Origin of the sequence: Arenibacter palladensis (assembly GCF_900129275.1) — a bacterium.
GTDB lineage: Bacteria > Bacteroidota > Bacteroidia > Flavobacteriales > Flavobacteriaceae > Arenibacter > Arenibacter palladensis.
In genome coordinates, this window is the sequence record NZ_FQUX01000001.1 from 1,067,185 (window position 1) to 1,088,856 (window position 21,672).

The window sequence follows — 21,672 nt, forward strand, 5'->3', positions numbered from 1 at the left end:
ACAGGAAAGGATTGGGCACTAGCAAGCAAACAGTTAGCTGTTAGCAGAAGCCACAAGAAAACCCTCCCAAATCTACTACATCTTATAGCTGAAATATTAAAAGGGTCAAAGGAATTATTATTGGCAAAAGAAATATGTAATGAATGCCATATGTTCGCACACCACCTTTTAAAGGAAAAGTTCCCTTTAAAAACGGAAAAAATAAAAACATACAGTCGTAATAGTTTTGCCATACAATATTAATATCCGGTTGGATAATAAATTTCTGGCCTTTAGGGGGGTAGGGGCCTTAGTTTTTGTTAATATAATTCAATTCAAAATCATCAGGATTAACAAGGCCCAAGGATTTTTTGTAATAAAAATCAATAATCTCATTTTCTAAATAATCTTCCAATTCATCCACATCTTGGCTATTATCAAATATCTCGAATGATTTTACTGATGCCAGTTGTTTAAAATCTTTTAGATATCCAGCTGGTTCCAGAACAACATCAATAGAATTAAATTCCATGAAAATTCCCTGCATCCAGCGGTGGCCAACTAATTTTTGTAAGCGCTCTTCCCGTTCTGCCAAAAGGGCCTTAAAGGTCAATTTTTCTTCCTCGGGGGCCTCTATTGCTCTATCTTTTTTGTTCAACGGGTGTTCGTCCACTTTCACCTTGGTTTCTACAAAGCTATTTTCCAAGGTGAGGTCTATTTTACGCATATCAAACTTAATTTTTTGTATAACAGCAAATAAGGCGTCATTATAGGTGGCCAAGAAATCTTCAAAAGAATAGAGTTCTTTTAAAAAGGTGATAGCATTTTCTTTATAGGGCTGCTCTTGTTTTTGATCTTTCACCAAAGCCAATAAAAGCGTTAGCTCATTTTTTTTGAATTGTGGTATATCCGCAAATTGAGAACTTTGAAAAACTGTAGTAAGTTGTCGGTTCAGCTCTGGAATAGTACCACTATAAGTGACATTTCTGTAGCGGAAACTTAAGATGTTTTCGCTGATACCAAGTGGGTTGACCCGAGGGGCACGCTCTCCAGGCTCCAAATTCAGTTTGAAGTTATCAAAGGCATAACTATAACCAAAAGTTACGGTTAGGTCGCGTCCCGTATTTAAAGTGGAATTGCGAAAAAGCGCCAAGAAATTTAGGCTAAGGTTATGTTTTTTCAATAGGGCATAATTACTGCCCAATCTAATATTGTATATATTATTTTGTTGCTGGCCATTGGCATAGGAAGTGTTGTAGGAGGTAGAAAGATGGGTGCGGAGTTGTTTTTCAAAGAATTGTTTCCCTATCGCCAATGTTGGGCCCACGGTAAGGCTATTGTCTGTTTCACCAATTGTATTGAAGGAGGTGTTAGCAGCTAAGGTAACAGTCAGGTTTTGTTTGGGGTAACCAAGACTATACCCTGCCATACCATTATAAAAGGCATTATTGCCTCCGGCTATGTTTTCACCCTCTTGTTGGTTGTTGGAATTTTGGTACACCAAATTCAGGTTGGTGCTATGCTGTTTGTTCTCCGTCTTTTTTAGAATATAATTTATACCGAGATTGGCATTTTGCGATAACTGTCTGTAATTTAGGGTGTCTATATTATCGAATTCCCCAACTTGGTTGATATAGTCGAATTGGTCTCGAATATTGGTGTAGGATTGAAAGTTGGAGTATCCCGCATTGATACCCAAACGTTCCGATGCCATATAATTAAGATTTATGGCACTTACAATACGCTGTTGGTCCGATGTCTTGGCATTATCCAGATTGTCTTGTTGTATTCCTGCATTTACACTGAGGTTTACCTTGTTATTAAAGAGGGTCTGACTTGCATTAAGGGTAATGTTCTCCAAATCATTATTAAAGTAGTAAGCGCCCAGCGTCTTATATTCCGGGTCTATACGTTCGTAACCAGCGCCCACAGTACCGTTACCGGCAGGATAGGAAAAAGAAGCATTTAAGGCGTTGTAATAATTTGTACTTATATTTTCATTGAGCATAAAAAAGAGCAGACCGTTGGAGGCAGGAGCATCAGTTAGCCTAGCATCTTCGGTGACCCCAGAAATGGCATACTCAATTCTTATTTGGGCCTTGTCCAATAATCGGAAATCCGATTCAAACGAAAGAACTGCATTGTCTTTAGGTGAAAGTCCCAGTTCTACAGGGAAAGGATTTTCCAAGGAATTTTCATCATCGGACGCCTTAAAAAGGATAATTCCCAATTTCATAAAATCGAAATCATAGGCCGTTTTTATTCCGTAACCTATGCGCTTATAAGCTGTAAGCGCTCTCGGTTCTTCAGGATTGTACTCCGTTGCTTTCAGGAAGCGACCGTACATGGCACTGATCTGGAATTTCCCTTCGGGATTTAAATCGAAACCACCTCCGCTAAACTGGTGTCCGCTGAGGGTGTAAGGGGAGAAGGTCATACCAACATCCCCAATATGTGCGGTAGCCCATTTATAGGAAGGATGAAGACTTAATCGATTGAATTTAAAAGGATTTGGAAAATCAAAATTTTGATTGGAGTAGGTGAACGAAAGTGGTATATTATAAAGTCCGGCTATATTGAAATTGAGATTACCCGTTAAATAATAGGTTAAATCCTGTCGGTTGGCGGTCCCGTCATAGTAGACAGCATTTGCGGCAATCCCTCCATTGTACCGCACCCATTTTTCTTTGCCCAATTGGTCAAAATTGATACTCTGGGAAAAACCAAACGTACAGCACATAACCAAGGGGCATATAAGTTTGAACAATGGCGTGTTCTTAGAGTTTTAAAAATAAGTTAAAATTTTAATTTTAACATAATTTTTTCGATGAACTACCTCATGTTATTTGTAGGACTCTCATTTTTTATTTATAAGATTATTCTTGTTAGAGGTGTAATAGAGGGTAGTTCGATAAATTTTAATTGTGAAAATAGGTATTAGTTTTTAATTGTCATTTAATGAAATGAGGGGATTATGATTGAAGCATGTAGGAGGGAGTCGTAATGCAATTAATTACCTAATCTTGCATCGTGCCAATGACTGTTGACGGCACGAGCCTGCCTAGCCGTCAGGCAGGCGTGACGCTCGCGCTAGCGGGGGAATTTGAGTCGCGGTTTAGTTTTTGATTAGTTGGTTGTTAACTTGTCATATCTGTTTTCAAGTATTTTGAGGTAGGCTTTTCTCATTTTAGCAGTTAGGAATGATTTATTGATACATTCAAGAGCTTATGGTCTATATTTTTAGTCAACAAAGGTTTCTTTTATTATCTCTTTACATTTTTCTATTTCCGTTTGGGTTAGGCTTTCAAAAACTCGGATAATTCTTGTTTTGTCAACTGACCTGATTTGATCGATTGCAACCATTCCCTTTTTACCATGGTGTTTTACCGAAACTCTTGTTGGATATTTTTTTAAATTAGTTGTCATTGGTGCAAGGACAATTGTCTTTAAATATTTGTTCATTTCATCTGGAGAGATAATAACACAAGGTCTTGTTTTTTTTATTTCACTTCCAATTGTCGGATCTAAATTTACTAGAACGATGTTATATTGTTTTAAATCCATTCTTCTAGATTTTCATCTTCAAAAACATCATTCATGAGTAATTTGTCATCTCCATTATCGTTCATTTTTTTAAATTCTTTTTCCCAGTTTTTTCTAGGTATAGTAATAGGTTTAAGAATGATATGTCCTTTTTCAAGAATCAATTCCACCTTGTCTTTTATATTGTATTTTTCCAAAATTGTCTTGCTTAGACGCAGTCCTTTTGAATTTCCTATTTTGATTATAGTTGCTTCCATAATTTTCTTAAATGTTATTACAAAGTAAATACATATCAGTTGAATATCAAAATTAATTCCCCATTTATACCTATGGTTCAATTTTCAAAATTGGAATAGCAGGACAGTCCGAAAAATTGATAAAAAATTTCAATCTAGGTCATAGGTATAATGTTGTAGTTCAATATTGTACTCGCATTTAGGCAAGTATATCAGCCGACTCAAGTATATTAACGCCAAGGAATAAAAGACTCAAATACTGAGCACCTTAATCAGTATGCACTTTCACATCTTTAAACATAAACGGATTTCTGCTAATTAATAGGTCCTTGCCACTTGCGGTGGTTACATTCTTAAGGATTATTTCATTGCTTCTGATATATGGAAATTTCTCCTGATAAGTGTCGTCCATCATTTCTTCATTAAAGTTTTTAAAAATAGCTGGCCCTTCGTAGTCTTCCGGATGATTGCTGTCATCTATGCGGAGGTTTTCTATGGTAATCCTTTCCGGCATATAACAGGTGTAACCAAAATTATGCTGCCCAGAGTAGGAACCTCCTATAATGCTGGCTTCGGTTGGTTTGCCCCCTTCGGGTACAAAAACGCAGTTGCGGATTACTATCTCTCCCTGCCATGTACTTCCATAATCCTCGCGCAAATTAATTAGGGTTTTACCTAGGATAGTACTGTTCTCTACGGTCAATAGGCCGCTACCTATGGCATTGATTCCCATATGGCCAAGGGTGGAATTTAGGATCGTGGCATTGGCAACCCCCTTATGGGCATCGAATCGGGAAAAGGTACAATGGTCATAGACAAGATTCTTGGAGTAATTGGAACTCATTATGCCCCAAAAGGTATTGTCATTTATATCATTGGTCTGGCTACAGTTCTCAAACGATACATTGAGGCTACGGTTTACCAGAAGGTCATAGGAGCCCATGGATACCGGTTTCCCAGCAGAACCTATAGTGCGGTAGGTTTTGCGTCCTGTAAACAGGGAGTTTTTCACGGTTACATAGGCACAGTCACGGATATTGATAAAGCCGCCATAGGGCGCTCCCTGTTCTCCTTCCCCAATAATGTGGTGCTCCAGCCCATCGACCACCACATTGGAACGGTTGATCCAGATGTTTCTGCTATAATAGTTGTACATGGATTCGGCCTTATTGGCAATGGTGGTAAAACGTCCTCCTGTAATATTTAGGGTTGTGGTGTCCAAGGGTATGGCGGTTACATTCGAAATCTGCTCAAAATCCCAAATAATGGGGGCGTCCAAATCCACATGTCCGTTTTTGTCCACAACAAAGATATCGGTTTGCTGGGAGCCATTGTCTTGGTTCAACCCAAAGCGGATATAGTGCCTTACATTGGAATTCGTAACCGTGATAAGACAGGATTGAGGCAAAAGGACGTCAATTTTTTCCTGGTTTCTTTTAAGTGATGTTATGCCATCCAATTTAAAGGGCTGTAAGTTGGAAACCACCTTAAAAACCGAAGCCTTGTGGTTTTGGACTTGGGTATCATCAATGATAAAGGTTGCCGATCCAAAATCGGTATCGGTTTGGATTTCTGCCGTACGTTCCTGACCTCCTATGTAGTAAGTGAAACCCTGGTCGGCTTTCACCATAAGGCCGTGAAGATTGGCAAAGGCATGGGTAGCGGCAATGGCGTCCATGTCATCTGTTTTGCCATCACCTGTGGCGCCGAAATCACTATAGCGTACCCATCCAATAGCTTTAAATTTAAGGACATTTTTTGGGGATACATTTATATGCAATTGCCCATTGTTATCCGCTTGTACTTGGGTTTTTTTCTTTTTGGAGGTGATAATTGCATTTTCAAACTGCCCATGTGCCAAAAATAAACACGAAAAGAAGAAGATTGTTAAAACGGAATATTTCATCATGGGCGCATGCTTTGGGTCTTTAAGTTGAAAATAATCTAGCTGACCTTATAAATATATAAAAACTTGGCATTAATCAGCAAAGCATGCATTGTCGAGGAGATTTAGTTGTTCCCCTGTTTCCTAGAAATACCGGTTAAGTAATTTGAGTTACTTTAATAATAGGGGACAAACGAGCCTGACGATTTGGACAGGGTTGAGCTAGCAAAGGAATTTGTGGAGAAAAAACTATTTAATCCGCTATTGCACAGAACATCTGTTCCAATTCTTCAATTTTTTGATTTACTTCTGGTTGTCTATAAACTTTTAAAGTAGGTATTTTGTCAGGTTTTATTATTTCATTGTAATTCCTAAAGGCTTTATACCTTCCAGCTTGGTAGGAAAAATAATTTTTCGCCTATAGAGAGAGGCATCAATTATCTCCAATTGTTTTTGGCAAAATAAAAGTAATTCTTCTGTAAGGTGTTTTTGTTCATTGTTAATTTTATAACTCGCTGCTTGGATATAGGGGATGACTTCTTTTATTTTTGAGTATAAATCGATCTCCTTTAATTGACTGGATATGTCAATACCTTCTTCGCGAAATTTTGCTAATTGAAGAATTCAATTTGCTTGTTTGTTATCTTCCTCTGCTAATCCCCAATCAAAAGCTCGTTTGATCTCTTGCACTATTTCAAGTCTTAATTCCATTTTATCTTTTTCTTTAGAATTTGGAATTTCGGTTTCGCTATTAATATGTTTCTTTAAATTAAGGATTACTTTATCTATATACTGTAATATATTTTGTGCATTCATTAGTGGCAGGAATTTAAACTAATTTTAGTAATGTGACATTTTAAGAGCATCAATATATACTTTTCCCTAACCTGGGTTTTGGTCTTACTTTTTTGATAGGCTTGCTTTGCGCAGTTGGAGCGCTGTGTAACAAAGGAAATTAAATAGTCGCTAAATATTCAAAGGCAGTCATAACTGGAATTTGGGATTGTTTGAAATCCTTAAGATTCCGAGTAATTATTAAATCTATATTATATTCAACTGCAGTGTGGTATTGAATTGCATCTTCAAAATCTTTAAAATCACTGTCAAGTGATAAGTTAATTATTTTGTCATCCACGGGCAATACTTCTACTAGGATTTTGAATTTTCTTAAAATTTTTCTTGAGTTGTCAATTTTCAAACTTTGTGAGAGAATATAATAGGTGTTTGCGATAGTTAAGGAAGAAACAAAAAGATGAATTTGTTTTTTGTCCGATAGTGAAAATAATTGCTGCGCTTCATGATAAAAGTCTTTTCGTTTGGCCAATAGGTCCAACACAATATTAGTGTCCACTAAGATTTTGTCCATTACGAATACTTTTTGGATAAGTAATTATTGTATTCCTTTCTGTAATCATTCTCTTTTAGATCAATAACCCCTGTTAAACTTTCTACTAAAGGAGTTATATTGGCAACTTCCTTTTCATCATGTGTAACTTTGTTGAGATAATTTTCTATTAGTTTGGAAAGGCTAATGTTTTGCTTTTTAGCATACTTTTTAGCGCTACTGATGACATGTTTGTCAAGCTTTAATGTCAATTTGGATTCCATAATATTTATCTATACGTATAAAAATACTACAATTATACGTACAATACAATTTTTTTACTGTTTTTGTAATGTCTTAGAGTTGTATATTTAAGGCCATAGTCCCCAATGGCGCAAGTGTCAAGCCTACCTAACGCATTAGAAAGCAGGCGCGGCATGGGGACTACTCATTGTATAGATAATAATATTCCTGTTTTTCACCGTAGGATATTATATGGTCATAAGTGGGATCGAATTCTTTAATAAGGAATTCCTAATAGTTTTCCGACTGCAAGTAAATCGTTGAAGAGTAGTAAGTTAGATCTTGAAGTTTTTCCAATTTTGGGTATTGTGTGAACAATTCCTCTGGTAATTCTCCAATTATGGGATAATTTTCTTGGTTGCAAACAACGTCCCATACAGTTGTGGAACATGTTTCCATGGATACTGGTCCTGGTGTTACCCAGGAATCCTTTCTACGCACATATGGTACATCTACCGTTAGGTCAAAACCGATTAGCTGGTCAATGGAATAATTTAATTGGGGCTTTTCTGGTATGAAAGCAATGTCCGGTTTTGGGCCTATCATATGGTAGTCATAGAAATAATTCTCAAAACTTATGTTTAGGAAGGTCTTATAGTGGGTAAATCTATCCAAATAGCCTAAAGGAACCCGCATGTCCGGAATTTTCCTGCCGAATATGGTTAACAATAAAAATCCAGTATCGGTCTTAAAACTGGTTTCGTTTTCGAAACCCAGCAATTCTAAACTAATCTTTTTATTTTCAGGAAGCATGGGAAGATAATTGTAACTATCAAATGAATTGAAATTATTGTAATCCAAGGTAATATCCGCTCCAACCTCTGGGTTTTTAAAGAACATATATTTAAAATTCATGGATTCATTTAATGTAGTCATTAGATATTCGGTATCCTGCCAATTTCGGACTCCATTTCTAATATAAGTCTTGGTGTCTCCACTGGTAATGGTGGTCTTTCCCGAATGGACATCTGGTAACCGGACAGTAGAAACATTACCATTGTCCATAATAGGAGTTTCATCATTTATAAAATTGTTTTCTTTTGGGACGTTGGTTAAGTTCAAATTAAAGTTGCCTAAAATTTCCTTACTGGGCCCTCCGTCAAGCCTAGTGGCATATTTGCCTTGTGTCCAATGACTCCCTTTCGACACATCGGGATATGTGGTTCCAGAATACTTATCACCTTCGCAGAGTTCACTGGATACGCCTAGGAGTTGCAGTTTATTGATAAAAAGAGATACGTTTATTTTATCGGTAAGTTCGGATTCGAGGGCTTCAAACTCCAATGTTTGACCACTTTCATATGGACGATAGTCCAATAATTCCCCATTGGTATCATGCAGAATAATCCAATTGTCCTCTGAACTCGTGTCATAACTTTCGTCTACGGTAAAAGTAAAATATACCATGGGTTTTGGCTCTTCTACAACTGGTTCCTGTTCATTGGGTTCCTCCGCCTCGGGGTTTTTAAAAGTTGTTTCATCTTTGGAGCAATTAAAGAACAAAATGGTTCCAAATATTAGGACAAAAAATCTTTGAAATTTCATTGGAGATAGGTATAAAGCTCTGCCTAAAGTATTTTACAATTTCCTATACACCAAAAGTTCTGGCAGAATAGGGATTAACGCTTACTTTTACACGATAAACAGTAGGAAATAAATTCTTCATAGTTTCAAACAGCATTATAAAAATGCTACCCTAGGGCACCAGCCCAAGTCTTAAGGTTATTCCATCTTATTTCCCAACAATCATTACCGCAACACGATCAACTTCCAATCCTGCCCTCCTGCATGGTAGGTTTTTAGTTCCTCAAATCCCACCGCGTAATGGGCTACCAAAGAACGGAGGTTGGTGGCATCTACTTCGGTAACGATACTGGTAAAATTGGGCATTAGGGTATTCTTCATGGTTTCGTACAACTTTCTAAAAATACCCTGTCGCCGGTACTCCTTGTCTATACAGATTTGCCCCATAACCATATAGGGGTCCCCTTTGGGTATTACCGCATCTATTTCCACAAACATGGGCTTTAAGACCTCTACGTCATTTCCAAACCGGGGATGCATGCAAAGTGCATAGCCCACTACTTTATCTTGGTCCTTGGCAATGATATGGGGACATGCGGCATTCATTTCGGCCAGTAGTTCTAAAGTATGGGATACCGTAACAAAGCCTTCTTTTTCCTTTTCATCTGCATGCACATTTTGTAAGTGGTTCTTTTGTTGCAGATCCAATATTTGCTGCAATTCAGCTTTTGTGCTACAGCGGGTGAGTTTTATTTCCATTTAATCCAATTTTAACCAAGACTTTCTATTTTTTAACACTTGTTTGGTGGGTTTGCCTCCATCCTTTTCAATTAATTGTATGCTATAGGCCGGGTTCCCGGTTAAAACCACAGTGGTAGATTTTGGAATGCCAAAACGGGTATAGGCTACTTTTAAAGTGTCTCCTACCTTAAACTGGTCTATAATGTCGTTAAAACTCAGTGCAGCCGTTAACGGAACGTTATTGATGGCGGTAATAACATCCCCGGAATCCAGTCCTGCGGTATAGGCGGGACTCCCTATTGGGGTGTTCCGTTGAATTATTCCGGCTCCAAATTGGTTGACGTTCACGCTGGCTCCAAAATAAGGCTTGCCCTTCGCTTGTTTCAATACTACTCCTACCGAGGCAAACAATGCAGCATAATCCGGCATATCACTTTTGTATATGTAACTATCAAAGAATCCATTTCCAAATTCCTTTCCCGCATATTGCACCAGGGTTTGGCGTAGGTCGGACAAGGTGTAGGGCACCTCTTTTTTACCGTAGGTCTGCCAGACCAATTTCATAAAGTCGTCCAAATTAAGTCCGTTTTGTCGTAACGAAAGGTCCAGGGCCAGTCCCAAAACACTGCCATAGGAATAGTACGAAATAAAGGTGTTTTCCCTATTCACTGGATCCACAGAAGTGGCAGCGTCCACAAAGGGCGCTTGGTAGCTCATTTCAATAGGGTTAAAGAATTGCCTGGCCGGAGAGTTCCAAACATAATTAAAAGTGCCCGTAAGCCCCTCTACGTATTCCTTAGGGGTAATGATTCCTGCGCGACAAAGGATAAAATTGGTGTAATAACTGGTAAAACCTTCTGCAAACCAAAGCTCTCCGCTCATATTGGCTTCGGCAAAATTGAAGGGTTCCAAGGCCTTGGGACGAATACGTTCCACGTTCCAACCATGAAAAAATTCATGGGCTACGGTGCCTATATTGTTCTTCATGCCACCTTCGGCCAGACCTTCCTTGTCCGTAAGAATCGTAGAATTCCTATGTTCCATGCCATCCCCTGAGGCATTGGGGATATAGCAGGCCAAAAAGGTGTAAGTTCCATAATCGTAGTTGGGGAGTTCACCAAACACCTCCATTTCGGCCAGAACTACTTTTTTTACTTGTTCAAAATAGGTGTCCAGCTCCGCTTCCGTTCCGTTGTGGTGCAATACAAATTGTATGTTCTGTGGGGTGCCGTTATTATCCACAGTAAATTGGCGAATGCCGTAATTACTGATTTCCGTTGGACTGTCCATAAAATACTGTAAGTTGGGTGCCGTATATGTAGTGCCCAATACCTGTGGCATTTGGGTAGCCACCCTCCAGTTGAGGTCTTCCCTTACCTTAAAATCAACTTCTATTTTCCGATTGCTCAAATGATCCACATACATAAAGGTGGCAGGGATGTTCAGATGTGCATGGGTCTCATCAATTTGGGCATAGGTACCATCCCCACGATTGGCAAAAAGCGTGTAACTTATTTTCACTTCCCCATCATGGCCGCTAACATCCCATTGGTAGGGATTGGGCCTGGAAACGTCCAAGGCCTTACCCTTGCTGTCCGTGGCCTTGAAATTGTATACGTTTTTTGCAAACTCATGTAGGGCATAGCGCCCAGGGGAGGAACGGCCCATACGTACAGAAAGTACACCCGGATTCAGTGATGGAAATGTGGCCGTGATTTCAGCTTCGTGGTGTTCGGCATTTTCAAAAGAAATGCTGTATTGGTTGGTTTGGCCTTGCAGGCCAAAGCTAATGGCAAGAAAAAGGAGGCTTAGAATGTTGATTTTCATATAATTTGTTTCATTACTTTTTTATTGTCGGGAAACCTAGACTGTTTTCAAGTCCCCTAAAGATTATTTTCCAAGGCTTTGTATAAACGAATATACTATATAAATACAGGATATGCTACATTTGTAATATGACGGAATTTCCTAAAAAATTGATGGCAAAACTAACCGAAAGACAGACGAATAATGCCCTTCGGAAATTGCCCATGCCCAAGGGCTTGATCGATTTTTCCTCCAATGATTACCTGGGCCTTGCCCAAAACGGGACCATTTTTAAGAACGCCGCAAATATCCTGAAAAAGAAAGGTGTCATAGCCAATGGAGCTACTGGGTCCAGGCTGTTAACCGGAAATAACGGACTGTATGGGGAATTGGAAGTGGTCCTGGCCAGTTTTTTTGGGTCTGAATCGGCCTTGGTCTTCAATTCGGGATACGACGCCAACATAGGATTTTTTAGTGCCGTGCCACAGCGTACGGATGTTATTTTTTATGATGAACTAGCACATGCCAGTATCCGTGATGGTATTGGGATGGGCCTTGCCCAAAGCTATAAGTTTAAACACAACCAATTGGAAGGCCTAAGCGGTCAGATGGACCGTACCAGGGAAAGAAAGCCTGATAGTGATATTTATGTGGTTACGGAATCTGTTTTTTCCATGGATGGGGATACTCCGGATTTAAAAGCACTGGCCGAATTGTGCATCTCCAAAGGGGCCTATTTGGTCGTGGACGAAGCCCATGCGGTTGGGGTATTTGGTAGCAGGGGAGAGGGATTGTTGCATGAGTTGGGGCTGCTGGACAAGGTATTTGCTAGGATCGTCACCTTTGGGAAGGCCATGGGCTGTCATGGTGCCGCAGTATTGGGAAGCGATTCCCTAAAAAGTTATTTGGTAAATTTTGCACGCAGTTTTATTTATACTACAGGAATGGCCCCACATTCATTGGCGACGATATTGGCAGCTTGTGAACATTTGTCCATATCCGGCGAGGGGAAAATGCAACTTATGCGGAATATCAACTTTTTTAAGGAGCAGTTGAGGGGCCATAACCTTGAGGCCCATTTTATTCCCAGTGATTCGGCCGTGCATTGTTGTTTGGTGGAAGGCAATGAAAAGGTAAAAAATTGGTCGCTACAGTTACAGGATAAGGGTTTTGATGTAAAGCCGATTCTTTCGCCTACCGTACCTAAAGGTCAGGAGCGATTACGATTTTGTTTGCACAGTTTTAATACCGAAAATGAAATTAAGGATGTACTTTTAATATTGGCCGAATTATTTGATTAGAGATGAATCCAGAATTTTATACCCTAGCTGCTTTCGAATATGTAGCTGACGTTCAAATTTTAAAAGGCCGATTAGAGGCCGATGGTATTCCCGTATTTCTTAGGGATGAGAATACCCTTAATTCCGACCCCCTAATCAGTAATGCCATAGGCGGAGTGAAGCTGCAGGTATATTTTTCCGATAAGGAAAGGGCTACTGAAATCTACAATGAAATTAGAGCCTATGCCGTGGACGACCAAGGTAATTTTAGGCGTTGTCCCAACTGCAAGGCACAGAGAATGGAGATTTATTATAACAGGAAAGGGATTTTTTATAAACTTTTTCCATTTTTTGAAAAAAGAAAGTATAAATGTCTAAATTGTGAGTTTATAACAGAACCAAGCTAGAATGAAACAATTTTTTGTAACAGGAATATCAACAGATGTTGGAAAGACAATTACCTCGGCAATCTTGGTCGAGGCCTTGCAGGCAGATTACTGGAAACCCGTTCAAACAGGTGACGATTCCGATAGTGAAACTATTTCCGAATTAATCTCCAATACCAAAACCGTAATACACAAGAGCAGCTACTCCCTAAAGGCGCCCATTAGTCCGCATGCGGCCGCTGCTTTGGAAGGGGTCTATATTGACCATAATAAAATACATGAGCCCAAAACAGAGAACCATATGGTAATCGAAGGGGCTGGAGGTGTTTTGGTACCGCTGAACGATTCCGATACCTTATTGGATATTATTATGCCGACTTATCATGTGGTTGTTGTGGTGAAACATTATTTGGGCAGTATCAATCACTCCCTGTTGACCATTAAATGGCTCTTGTTGAAGGGGTATGATGTTGCCATACTTTTTAATGGCGAGCCCAACGCCGCCTCCGAGGATATTATCACTAAAATTACCGGAGTGCCTGTCTTGGGTAGAATTGGTCATGAAGATACTCTTACAAAAGAGGTGGTCAAGAAATACGCTGAACAATTGCGGCCTGCACTTATGGCTTGGTAAGGTCGCTGACCTTTAAAAATATTCCTTGTATCTGACAGGGGTTAAGGTTTGGTTATCCCCCTTAAATGAATTGGGATTGGGATAGTGTTTTTAGTCATTATTCCCCATCTTTGCACCTCTATTTAAAAAGGAAATTCAATTGAAAAGTCTTTCGGAAAGGGATCAGAAACACCTTTGGCACCCGCTTACGCAGCATAAACTGCATCCTAAAATGCTGGGTATTGTTAAGGCAAAAGGAGCGGTTTTAGTAGATGAGCACGGCAAGGAATATATAGATGGCATATCTTCATGGTACACCAGTGTCTATGGCCATTGCAATGATGCCATTATAGCCAAGGTATATGCGCAAATGCAGCAGTTGGATCAGGTGGTCTTTAGTGGATTTACCCATGAACCTGCCATAGCGCTCTCAGAAGCCCTTATTTCGTTGCTACCGCAAAATCAGGAAAAATTGTTTTTTTCCGATAATGGTTCCACTGCAACCGAAATCGGGATTAAGATGGCATTACAGTACCATCATAATTTGGGAAAAAAGCGTTCTGTTTTATTGGCGTTTGAAGATGGTTTTCATGGCGATACCTTTGGGGCGATGTCCGTCTCTGGACTGTCTGTTTATAACGGTCCTTTTGAGGATTATTTTATTGATGTAAAAAGGATTCCAGTTCCTACGGAGGACAATCTTGGGAGCCTTTTACATGAATTGGAAAATACCATGGATCTTGATGCCGTTGCCGGATTTATTTACGAACCCTTGGTACAGGGAGCTGCAGCCATGAAAATGCACAAAGCGGAGCATTTGGAGAAAATTTTGAAAGTGGTAAAATCGCATGGGGTTTTGACCATTGCCGATGAGGTGATGACGGGCTTCGGTAAGACCGGAAGATATTTTGCTTCGGATCATATGACGGAGAAGCCCGATATTATCTGTATGTCCAAGGCTCTTACGGCCGGGATGCTTCCCATGGCGGTGACCAGTTGTACCCAGAAAGTTTATGATGCCTTTTATAGCGATGACATTGCAAAGGGACTTTTTCATGGCCATACCTATACCGCAAACCCCTTGGCCTGTGCCGCTGCCTTGGCGGGAATTGAATTGTTGACCTCAGAGGAAATTCAAAAAAATATAGGTCGAATAATACAATGGCACCAAAAGTTTGATGCCGAAATTAAAGATCACCCTAAGGTGGCTGCCACTAGACAGACCGGTATAATCTATGCCTTGGATCTTGATGTTGTTATGGAGCGCTATGGAAATGTTAGGGACAAACTGTTTCAACATTTTATGGGTTCCGGTGTATTTTTGCGGCCCTTAGGAAATACCATATATATTTCGGCACCCTATATTATTACCAAAGATGAAATGCAAAGGATATACGATAGTATAAGGGAAGTCCTTGAAAAATTTTGATGAATGCAGAACGAATCTATTTATATCACCGCATTGTCTTCCATTTCTCCTTTAGGAATTTCTTTGAAGGAGACCTGGGAAAATTATAAGTGTCCAGACCATTTTTTGCAACAGAAAAGCTATGGCGATCTAACCGCCTGGGGTTCCGCCTTGGCAGAAGATTCTCGACAGAAGATAGAGGAATTACAAAATTCAGATTCCAAATATAAAAACTTGGACCCCTCTGTACTGTATGCTATTTATGCGTCTAGGGATGCCATAGGACAAGCTGGTTGGAAGGATGACGATTTTGGAGTAAACATTGGCTCCTCCAGGGGCGCTACCGGACTTTTTGAAAAATACCATAGCGAATTTATCCAAAATGGCGAGGCCTCTACCTTGTCCTCACCTACTACGACTTTGGGTAATATTTCATCATGGGTCGCCCATGACCTACAGACCCGAGGCCCAGAGATATCACATTCCATTACTTGTTCCACTGCCCTGCATTCCCTCTTGAACGGTGTGGCATGGTTGAAAAGTGGTATGGCCAATAAATTTTTGGTAGGGGGCAGCGAGGCGCCATTAACGCCCTTTACCATTGCACAGATGAAGGCCTTAAAAGTCTATTCGCGGTATGCAGCCAACGACCCTGAGGGTTATCCTTGTCGCGCTTTGGATCTGAACAAGAAACAGAATACTATGGTTTTGGGTGAAGCTGCTTCCATGGCCTGTTTGGAGAAAGGCAATATTCAAAATGCCCTTGCCCGTATTGAAGGCCTGGGATACGCTACTGAAATACTGGAGCACAATATTAGCATTTCCTCTGATGCCGTCTGTTTTCAGCGATCCATGAAAATGGCTTTGGGCGGGATAGATCCCAAGGAGGTAGATGTGGTGGTATTGCATGCTCCGGGAACCATTAAAGGGGATTTGTCAGAAGTGGCGGCTATCAAGAAAATATTTGGAAAAGACATGCCAGCCTTGACCACCAACAAGTGGAAAGTAGGGCATTCCTTTGGTGCCTCGGGAATGTTGAGTTTGGAATTGGCGGTGTTGATGTTGCAACATCAAGAGTTTATTGGAGTGCCATATGTGAAGTACGATGCTATGCCAAAACAGATCAACAAAGTAATGGTAAACGCAGTGGGTTTTGGCGGTAATGCGGTGAGTGTTCTTTTGGGCAAGATTTAATTGTAGTAGCAATCGGAACTAAGAGAAATCTGTTGTACCATACTATTGGGGGGAGTCTTTATAATAAATTCTACAGCTAATAAGGTATGGGACAGAATTTAGAATTATCTTTTCTTTTTCTTTGGATTTTGCCAAGTGTTGAACACGGAATAAACAATCACTTTTTTATTGGTGATTTCATATATAATTAAGAATGGAAAGCGTTTTAAAAATGCTTCTCTATAGGGTTTACGTTTTTGGGGAAAGCATTTGGGGTTGGCTATAATTCGTTCAAAATAGAAATCCAAATGTTCCAAGAATTCCTCGCCTAAACCAATTCTTTTTTCCTCGTAATAGAGATAGGCTTCAATTATTTCTAGATTGGCATCGTTTATAACCTCTAAACTATATGCCATTATTGTGCAGCATTTCTGGCGTTTTGTTTGACTTGTTCCCAAGTTAATGCATTACTTTCTTCATTGACATGGGCTTCCTTACGCTTATCGATCATTTGATATTGTTCTTCACTTAAAGTAAGCTCTTGCTCGTCATTTTGATAGCTTTCCGCTAATGCTTTAATCATTTTTAAAAGCCTTATGTCTGCCTTATCTATATATTCCCGGACCGTATTTCTTAAATCGATGCTTGCCATAATAACTTCTTATTTCTTAAAGTAAAGATACAATTTATGTTCCAAAAGTTTCTTTCCATTGAGATCAATAAAGTAATGGTAAACGCAGTTGGCTTTGGGGGGAATGCGGTGAGTGTTCTTTTGGGCAAGCCTTAACTCTCTTTTGGCGGGTTTTTATTGATATGTCAACCCATTTTTTGGTCAATTCTTGGCTAACTTATGTTCTAAAAGCAGTTGAAAACTGCAATAATCGACGAATTAAGGAATGGAATTTTGCAATTTCTGCGGATATTAGGTTATTTTTGACCCCTAAATAAATGTTGGCTTAGGGATTGCAGCGGCATCCTTTTTATGTTTACCGCGCCTGGCGAAGGTAAACTGAAAAAGATATAGCGGAAAGCCCGACCCCGACTTCCTTGCCTCCCAACACCTACAAGGAGGACCTGCAAGGTCTTGACGACCTTGTAGGTCTACACCTTGCAGGAGAGGGCAAGGAAGTTGGGGAAAGCCCCAAGAACTAAAAAGTATGAGCGAAGTAAGACATAACTGGACCAAACAGGAAATACTGGATATTTACAACAAACCCTTTATGGAGCTGCTATACGAGGCGGCTACCGTACATAGGGAAAACCATGACCCCAATACGGTTCAGGTATCTACCTTGCTATCTATTAAAACAGGGGGGTGCCCTGAGGATTGCGGATACTGTCCACAGGCTGCACGCTACCACACCAAAGTGGAGGGCAACGACCTTATGACCGTGTCCCAAGTAAAGGCCCAGGCCTTGCGCGCTAAAACCGCAGGAAGCTCTAGGGTGTGTATGGGAGCTGCATGGAGGAACGTTAAGGACGGACCCGAGTTTGATCAGGTGTTGGAAATGGTACGTACCATTAACAAACTGGATATGGAGGTTTGCTGTACTTTGGGAATGATTACAGAAAATCAGGCGCATCGTTTGGCGGAAGCCGGACTTTATGCTTACAACCATAATTTGGATACTTCCGAGGACTACTATAAAGATGTTATTTCTACCCGTGCTTTTAAGGACCGTTTGGATACCATAGACAATGTACGTAAAAGTAATGTTACCGTTTGTAGCGGTGGTATTATTGGTATGGGCGAGGCTTTGGAAGATAGGGCGGGCATGTTGGTGGCGCTTTCCACCTTGGACCCGCAGCCGGAATCCGTGCCTATCAACGCACTCGTAGCCGTTGAGGGTACCCCTATGGCCGATTTGCCCCCAATTCCAATATGGGATATGGTGCGTATGGTGGCCACTACCCGTATTGTAATGCCCGAAACCCAGGTTCGTTTGTCGGCCGGGCGTACACAAATGAGTAGGGAAGGTCAGGCCATGTGTTTCTTTGCAGGTGCCAACTCTATTTTTGCAGGGGACAAATTGTTGACTACCCCTAATCCTGACGTTAACGAGGATATGGCTATGTTTAAGCTTTTGGGGCTAAACCCACAAAAGCCCTTTACCAAGGTTTCCCAGCCAAAAACAGTGGAAGCGGAGGACTCCCAATACCAGGCCAAGGGCGAAAAGCCAAAATGGACCAGGCCTGGACATACCATTGATAGGAACGAAGCCGCTAAAAAGAAGGCCAATCTTACTGAGTAATCCTATATTGGATTATAATTTTAAGATAATTATTTTAGGTTTTTTAACTTTGCTAGCTTAAACAACCAGATTAGATTGAACTTAAAGGAGATTCCAAGGGTAGCTAATATCACCAAAGAAGAGTTTCTCAACGACTATTTTAGGCCACAGAGACCGGTGGTCATAGAAAAGTGTATTGAGGAATGGCCGGCTTATTCCAAATGGAGTTTTGAATATATGAGGCATGTGGCTGGTAACAAGACAGTTCCGCTATATGATGATCGTCCCGTACATCATAAGGACGGATTTAACGAGCCCCATGCCACCATGAAAATGTCCGATTATTTGGACCTTTTGCAAAGCGAGCCTACCAAATACCGTATTTTTCTATGGAATATTCTTAAGGAGGTTCCGGAGCTTCAAAAGGATTATACGTTTCCAGATTTTGGCCTTAACTTAATGAAGGGCCTGCCCATGCTTTTTTTTGGAGGGACCAATTCCCATACCTTTATGCATTATGACATTGATCTGGCCAACATTTTTCATTTTCATTTTGCGGGAAAAAAAGAGATCATTCTTTTTTCCCAATCGGAAAATAAATATTTGTATAAGGTACCGCATTCGTTGATAACCCATGAGAGCATTGATTTTTCCAATCCCGATTATGAAAAATGGCCTGCATTAAAAAATGCATCCGGGTTTAAAACCCATTTGGAACATGGGGAGGTCTTGTATATGCCTGAAGGTTATTGGCATTATATGAAATATATTACCCCTGGTTTTTCTATGAGTTTACGGGCAATAGCAAGAAATCCGGCAAACTTGGGGCGCGCCTTCTACAATGTATTGGTCATGCGTTACTACGATAATATTATGCGAAAATTAAAAGGACAGGAGTGGATAGATTGGAAGAATGAACAGGCTATAGAAAGGACAAATAAACAGTTGTCCTAGGTATTATATGTAAGGAAAGGAATATCTTTGTCCCCTTTAAATAAAATTACATTAAGAAGATAATTATGAGAAAATTATTGTTTGCATTGGTATTTGTTTTGGCTGTGTCATCTGTTAATGCACAGGCTTTTGAAGGTAAGGAAGATATGAAATTTCAGATAGGGGCCAATTTTCAGGACAATGGTTCTGGAATTGTTGTTACCTATGATTATGGTTTGGGGGAGAACTTCTCTCTTGGTCTGTCCTCTTCCTACGTATTGGGGGTGGCAGAATTGATCGATGCCGATTTTGGGGACAGAATAGACCTAAAGGCAAGGTTCAATGCCAATTTGGGCAGTGTTTTTCAGTTAGGGGACAATGTGGATATTTATCCTGGATTGGACCTTGGTCTTAAGAATTTTGGAGGTCATTTGGGGGTGCGCTACTTTTTCAGCGATGGCTTTGGTGTGTTTACCGAACTGGGCGTACCACTTGCAAAGTATAAAACGGAAGATTTGAGTCCTGCAGAAGAATTGCACAATCAGTTTGTCTTCAGCTTGGGAGCGTCTTTTAACCTTAATTAAGGTATATGATCTTTCGCCCTCTCCCACAAGAGGGGGTGGAAGGTCAATTTTATTTATTGGGAACTAGTTCGTATACTTTTTCATAGACCAATCCACTTTCCCATCCTCGGTACAAAAGATAATCTGCGAGCTTTTTTCGCCTTTTTTGTAGGTCCTTTTCCCTTATTTCGGCCAAGCGTTTTTTTGCCAAGGCATTAAACGTTTTAATGTATTCTTTGGGTTCTATTTCCTTCAGGGCCATGTTTATATTGTATTTGGAAATCTCCCTGTGTTTCAACTCGTTTACAATTCTGTTTTTGCCCCATTTTTTAATATTGAATTTTCCCCTGGCGTAACTTTTGGCAAAGCGTTCCTCATTTAGAAAATTTTCTTGGATCAAGTGTGCTATTATTAGGTCTATGGCCTGGGGAATCATATGCATTTCCCTAAGTTTGGAAATTACCTCCTTATGACAACGGTCCTGATAGGCGCAATACCCTTCCAACTTTTTGGTGGCTTCATCTACGGAATAGGATTTTTTTGGTGAAATCATTAGTTAATAAAGCTGAGGATGGTCAATTGTTCCCATTATTTCTTTGAAGTATTTCTGTAAATATACGGTGGTTTAAGGAATTGATAAATCTGGCCCTGAATTTTATTAAAGGCCTTAAAGTTTCTGGGTTATTAGTGCGGTTATTTTGGGGGTGTTAATTGGTGAAGTAGTCATATTGTAATTATATTTACGACTCATAAAAACAAGCTCTAAAATGAATAATAAATTTAAGATGTGTGTGGTAGTATTTGGCTTTATAATGGCTTTTACTACTTTGTCCTTTGCCCAACAAATTAACCCCATAGAAGGCCGTTGGGATGTGGTTATTTCCCAAGAGGGGAAAGAACTTCCTTCCTGGTTGGAAATCCGTCATTCCGGATCACGAACTTTGGTAGGCCGGTTTGTTTATGCCATGGGTAGTGCCAGGCCAATTTCAGAGGTAAAGATGAAAGACGGAAAATTTAGTTTTGCCATTCCCCCACAATGGGAAAGTGGCGATAGTTACATGGAATTTGAAGGCACTATGAGTGGTGATAAATTATCAGGGACCATGTTGTACACCAATGGTAAGACCTATAACTGGGTGGCCACACGTGCCCCTAAGTTGGAGTATACTAAAAACCCAAAGTGGGGCAAGCCCATTAAATTGTTCAATGGAAAGGATTTAAGTGGATGGCAGGCCATGGGAGAAAACCAATGGATAGTAGAATCAGGGGTGCTAAAAAGCCCTAAATCGGGATCCAATTTGGTTTCGGAACAAAAGTTCGACGATTTTAAATTGCATTTGGAATTCAAGTATCCCAAGGGGAGTAATAGTGGGGTTTACCTACGAGGACGCTATGAGGTGCAGATTACCGATAGTAAGGGGGCAGAGCCTTCGGATGTTGAATATAGTGGCGTATATGGCTTCCTGACCCCAAATGAGGTGGTGGCCAAGTCCGCTGGGGAATGGCAGGAATATGATATTACCTTGATCGGTAGAAGGGTAACGATAGTGGCCAATGGCACCCAAGTGATCTGTGATCAGATAATTCCAGGTATTACCGGTGGAGCTTTGGACAGTAAGGAGGGTGAACCAGGACCATTATATTTTCAAGGGGATCACGGTCCTATTGAGTTTAGGAATATAATTGTTACTCCGAGGATAGATTAATTCTGTAGAGTAATTTAATGTGCTAAAACAAAAAAAGC

22 protein-coding genes are annotated in these 21,672 nt (G+C 40.2%); 9 read left to right on the forward strand and 13 right to left on the reverse strand.

Features of this window, described 5'->3' with window-relative positions; genetic code table 11:
* Positions 1–289 precede the first annotated feature (289 nt).
* The 10 genes from BUA60_RS04165 to BUA60_RS04210 form a co-directional block, all read right to left on the reverse strand.
* Complete coding sequence (locus BUA60_RS04165) at positions 290–2,746, reverse strand: TonB-dependent receptor (protein ID WP_143153118.1); 2,457 nt, start codon at positions 2,744–2,746, stop codon at positions 290–292.
* Positions 2,747–3,219: 473 nt separating this feature from the next.
* On the reverse strand, positions 3,220–3,543 hold the full coding sequence (locus BUA60_RS04170; protein ID WP_072860442.1) for a type II toxin-antitoxin system PemK/MazF family toxin: 324 nt from the start codon (positions 3,541–3,543) through the stop codon (positions 3,220–3,222).
* Positions 3,534–3,779, reverse strand: a complete 246-nt coding sequence (locus BUA60_RS04175; RefSeq protein WP_072860853.1) for an AbrB/MazE/SpoVT family DNA-binding domain-containing protein — start codon at positions 3,777–3,779, stop codon at positions 3,534–3,536. The genes BUA60_RS04170 and BUA60_RS04175 overlap by 10 nt, the downstream gene beginning before the upstream one ends.
* A gap of 247 nt (positions 3,780–4,026) precedes the next feature.
* Positions 4,027–5,667, reverse strand: a complete 1,641-nt coding sequence (locus BUA60_RS04180) for a hypothetical protein (RefSeq protein ID WP_218587883.1) — start codon at positions 5,665–5,667, stop codon at positions 4,027–4,029.
* Between the two features lie 600 nt (positions 5,668–6,267).
* A complete protein-coding gene (locus BUA60_RS04185) occupies positions 6,268–6,459 on the reverse strand; it encodes a hypothetical protein (protein WP_072860444.1) in 192 nt (63 codons plus the stop codon).
* Between the two features lie 139 nt (positions 6,460–6,598).
* The gene (locus BUA60_RS04190; protein ID WP_072860445.1) at positions 6,599–7,009 is read right to left on the reverse strand and encodes a type II toxin-antitoxin system VapC family toxin; all 411 of its coding nucleotides are present in this window, start codon (positions 7,007–7,009) and stop codon (positions 6,599–6,601) included.
* Positions 7,009–7,251: a DUF6364 family protein gene (locus BUA60_RS04195; protein WP_072860446.1), complete on the reverse strand. Its 243-nt coding sequence runs from the start codon at positions 7,249–7,251 to the stop codon at positions 7,009–7,011. The genes BUA60_RS04190 and BUA60_RS04195 overlap by 1 nt, the downstream gene beginning before the upstream one ends.
* 250 nt (positions 7,252–7,501) lie before the next feature.
* On the reverse strand, positions 7,502–8,815 hold the full coding sequence (locus BUA60_RS04200) for a hypothetical protein (protein WP_072860447.1): 1,314 nt from the start codon (positions 8,813–8,815) through the stop codon (positions 7,502–7,504).
* A gap of 204 nt (positions 8,816–9,019) precedes the next feature.
* Positions 9,020–9,553, reverse strand: coding sequence for a GNAT family N-acetyltransferase (locus tag BUA60_RS04205; protein ID WP_072860448.1), 534 nt, complete (start codon positions 9,551–9,553; stop codon positions 9,020–9,022).
* Positions 9,554–11,362 (reverse strand): M61 family metallopeptidase, encoded by a 1,809-nt coding sequence (locus tag BUA60_RS04210; protein ID WP_072860449.1) that lies wholly within the window; start codon positions 11,360–11,362, stop codon positions 9,554–9,556. It lies immediately after the preceding gene.
* 152 nt (positions 11,363–11,514) lie between these two features.
* Between BUA60_RS04210 and BUA60_RS04215 the strand changes: the two genes are divergently transcribed.
* The 5 genes from BUA60_RS04215 (at position 11,515) to BUA60_RS04235 (ending at position 16,222) form a co-directional block, all read left to right on the forward strand.
* Positions 11,515–12,642 (forward strand): aminotransferase class I/II-fold pyridoxal phosphate-dependent enzyme, encoded by a 1,128-nt coding sequence (locus tag BUA60_RS04215; protein ID WP_245802492.1) that lies wholly within the window; start codon positions 11,515–11,517, stop codon positions 12,640–12,642.
* 2 nt (positions 12,643–12,644) lie between these two features.
* The gene (locus BUA60_RS04220; RefSeq protein WP_072860451.1) at positions 12,645–13,028 is read left to right on the forward strand and encodes a putative signal transducing protein; all 384 of its coding nucleotides are present in this window, start codon (positions 12,645–12,647) and stop codon (positions 13,026–13,028) included.
* A 1-nt stretch (position 13,029) separates the two neighbouring features.
* On the forward strand, positions 13,030–13,641 hold the full coding sequence (gene bioD, locus BUA60_RS04225) for a dethiobiotin synthase (RefSeq protein WP_072860452.1): 612 nt from the start codon (positions 13,030–13,032) through the stop codon (positions 13,639–13,641).
* Between the two features lie 139 nt (positions 13,642–13,780).
* On the forward strand, positions 13,781–15,049 hold the full coding sequence (bioA, locus tag BUA60_RS04230) for an adenosylmethionine--8-amino-7-oxononanoate transaminase (RefSeq protein WP_072860453.1): 1,269 nt from the start codon (positions 13,781–13,783) through the stop codon (positions 15,047–15,049).
* 3 nt (positions 15,050–15,052) lie between these two features.
* Positions 15,053–16,222, forward strand: coding sequence for a beta-ketoacyl synthase N-terminal-like domain-containing protein (locus BUA60_RS04235; RefSeq protein ID WP_072860454.1), 1,170 nt, complete (start codon positions 15,053–15,055; stop codon positions 16,220–16,222).
* Positions 16,223–16,326: 104 nt separating this feature from the next.
* On the opposite strand, the gene BUA60_RS04240 is transcribed toward BUA60_RS04235, so the two are convergent.
* Together BUA60_RS04240 and BUA60_RS04245 are read right to left on the reverse strand one after the other, a co-directional pair.
* Positions 16,327–16,617, reverse strand: a complete 291-nt coding sequence (locus BUA60_RS04240) for a type II toxin-antitoxin system RelE/ParE family toxin (RefSeq protein WP_072860455.1) — start codon at positions 16,615–16,617, stop codon at positions 16,327–16,329.
* Positions 16,617–16,853: an addiction module protein gene (locus BUA60_RS04245; protein WP_072860456.1), complete on the reverse strand. Its 237-nt coding sequence runs from the start codon at positions 16,851–16,853 to the stop codon at positions 16,617–16,619. Before BUA60_RS04245 ends, BUA60_RS04240 begins: the two co-directional genes overlap by 1 nt.
* Positions 16,854–17,358: 505 nt before the next feature.
* On the opposite strand from BUA60_RS04245, the gene bioB reads away from it, so the two are divergent.
* From bioB to BUA60_RS04260, 3 genes are all read left to right on the forward strand, one after another.
* Entirely contained in the window at positions 17,359–18,453 is a 1,095-nt protein-coding gene (gene bioB, locus BUA60_RS04250) for a biotin synthase BioB (RefSeq protein WP_072860457.1), read from the forward strand.
* Positions 18,454–18,522: 69 nt separating this feature from the next.
* Positions 18,523–19,386, forward strand: coding sequence for a cupin-like domain-containing protein (locus BUA60_RS04255; protein ID WP_072860458.1), 864 nt, complete (start codon positions 18,523–18,525; stop codon positions 19,384–19,386).
* Positions 19,387–19,451: 65 nt separating this feature from the next.
* Positions 19,452–19,949, forward strand: a complete 498-nt coding sequence (locus tag BUA60_RS04260; RefSeq protein WP_072860459.1) for a DUF6646 family protein — start codon at positions 19,452–19,454, stop codon at positions 19,947–19,949.
* 49 nt (positions 19,950–19,998) lie between these two features.
* Here the strand turns inward: BUA60_RS04260 and BUA60_RS04265 are convergent, their stop codons facing one another.
* On the reverse strand, positions 19,999–20,481 hold the full coding sequence (locus tag BUA60_RS04265; RefSeq protein WP_072860460.1) for a regulatory protein RecX: 483 nt from the start codon (positions 20,479–20,481) through the stop codon (positions 19,999–20,001).
* A gap of 214 nt (positions 20,482–20,695) precedes the next feature.
* On the opposite strand from BUA60_RS04265, the gene BUA60_RS04270 reads away from it, so the two are divergent.
* Positions 20,696–21,634 (forward strand): 3-keto-disaccharide hydrolase, encoded by a 939-nt coding sequence (locus BUA60_RS04270; protein WP_072860461.1) that lies wholly within the window; start codon positions 20,696–20,698, stop codon positions 21,632–21,634.
* Positions 21,635–21,672: the final 38 nt, after the last annotated feature.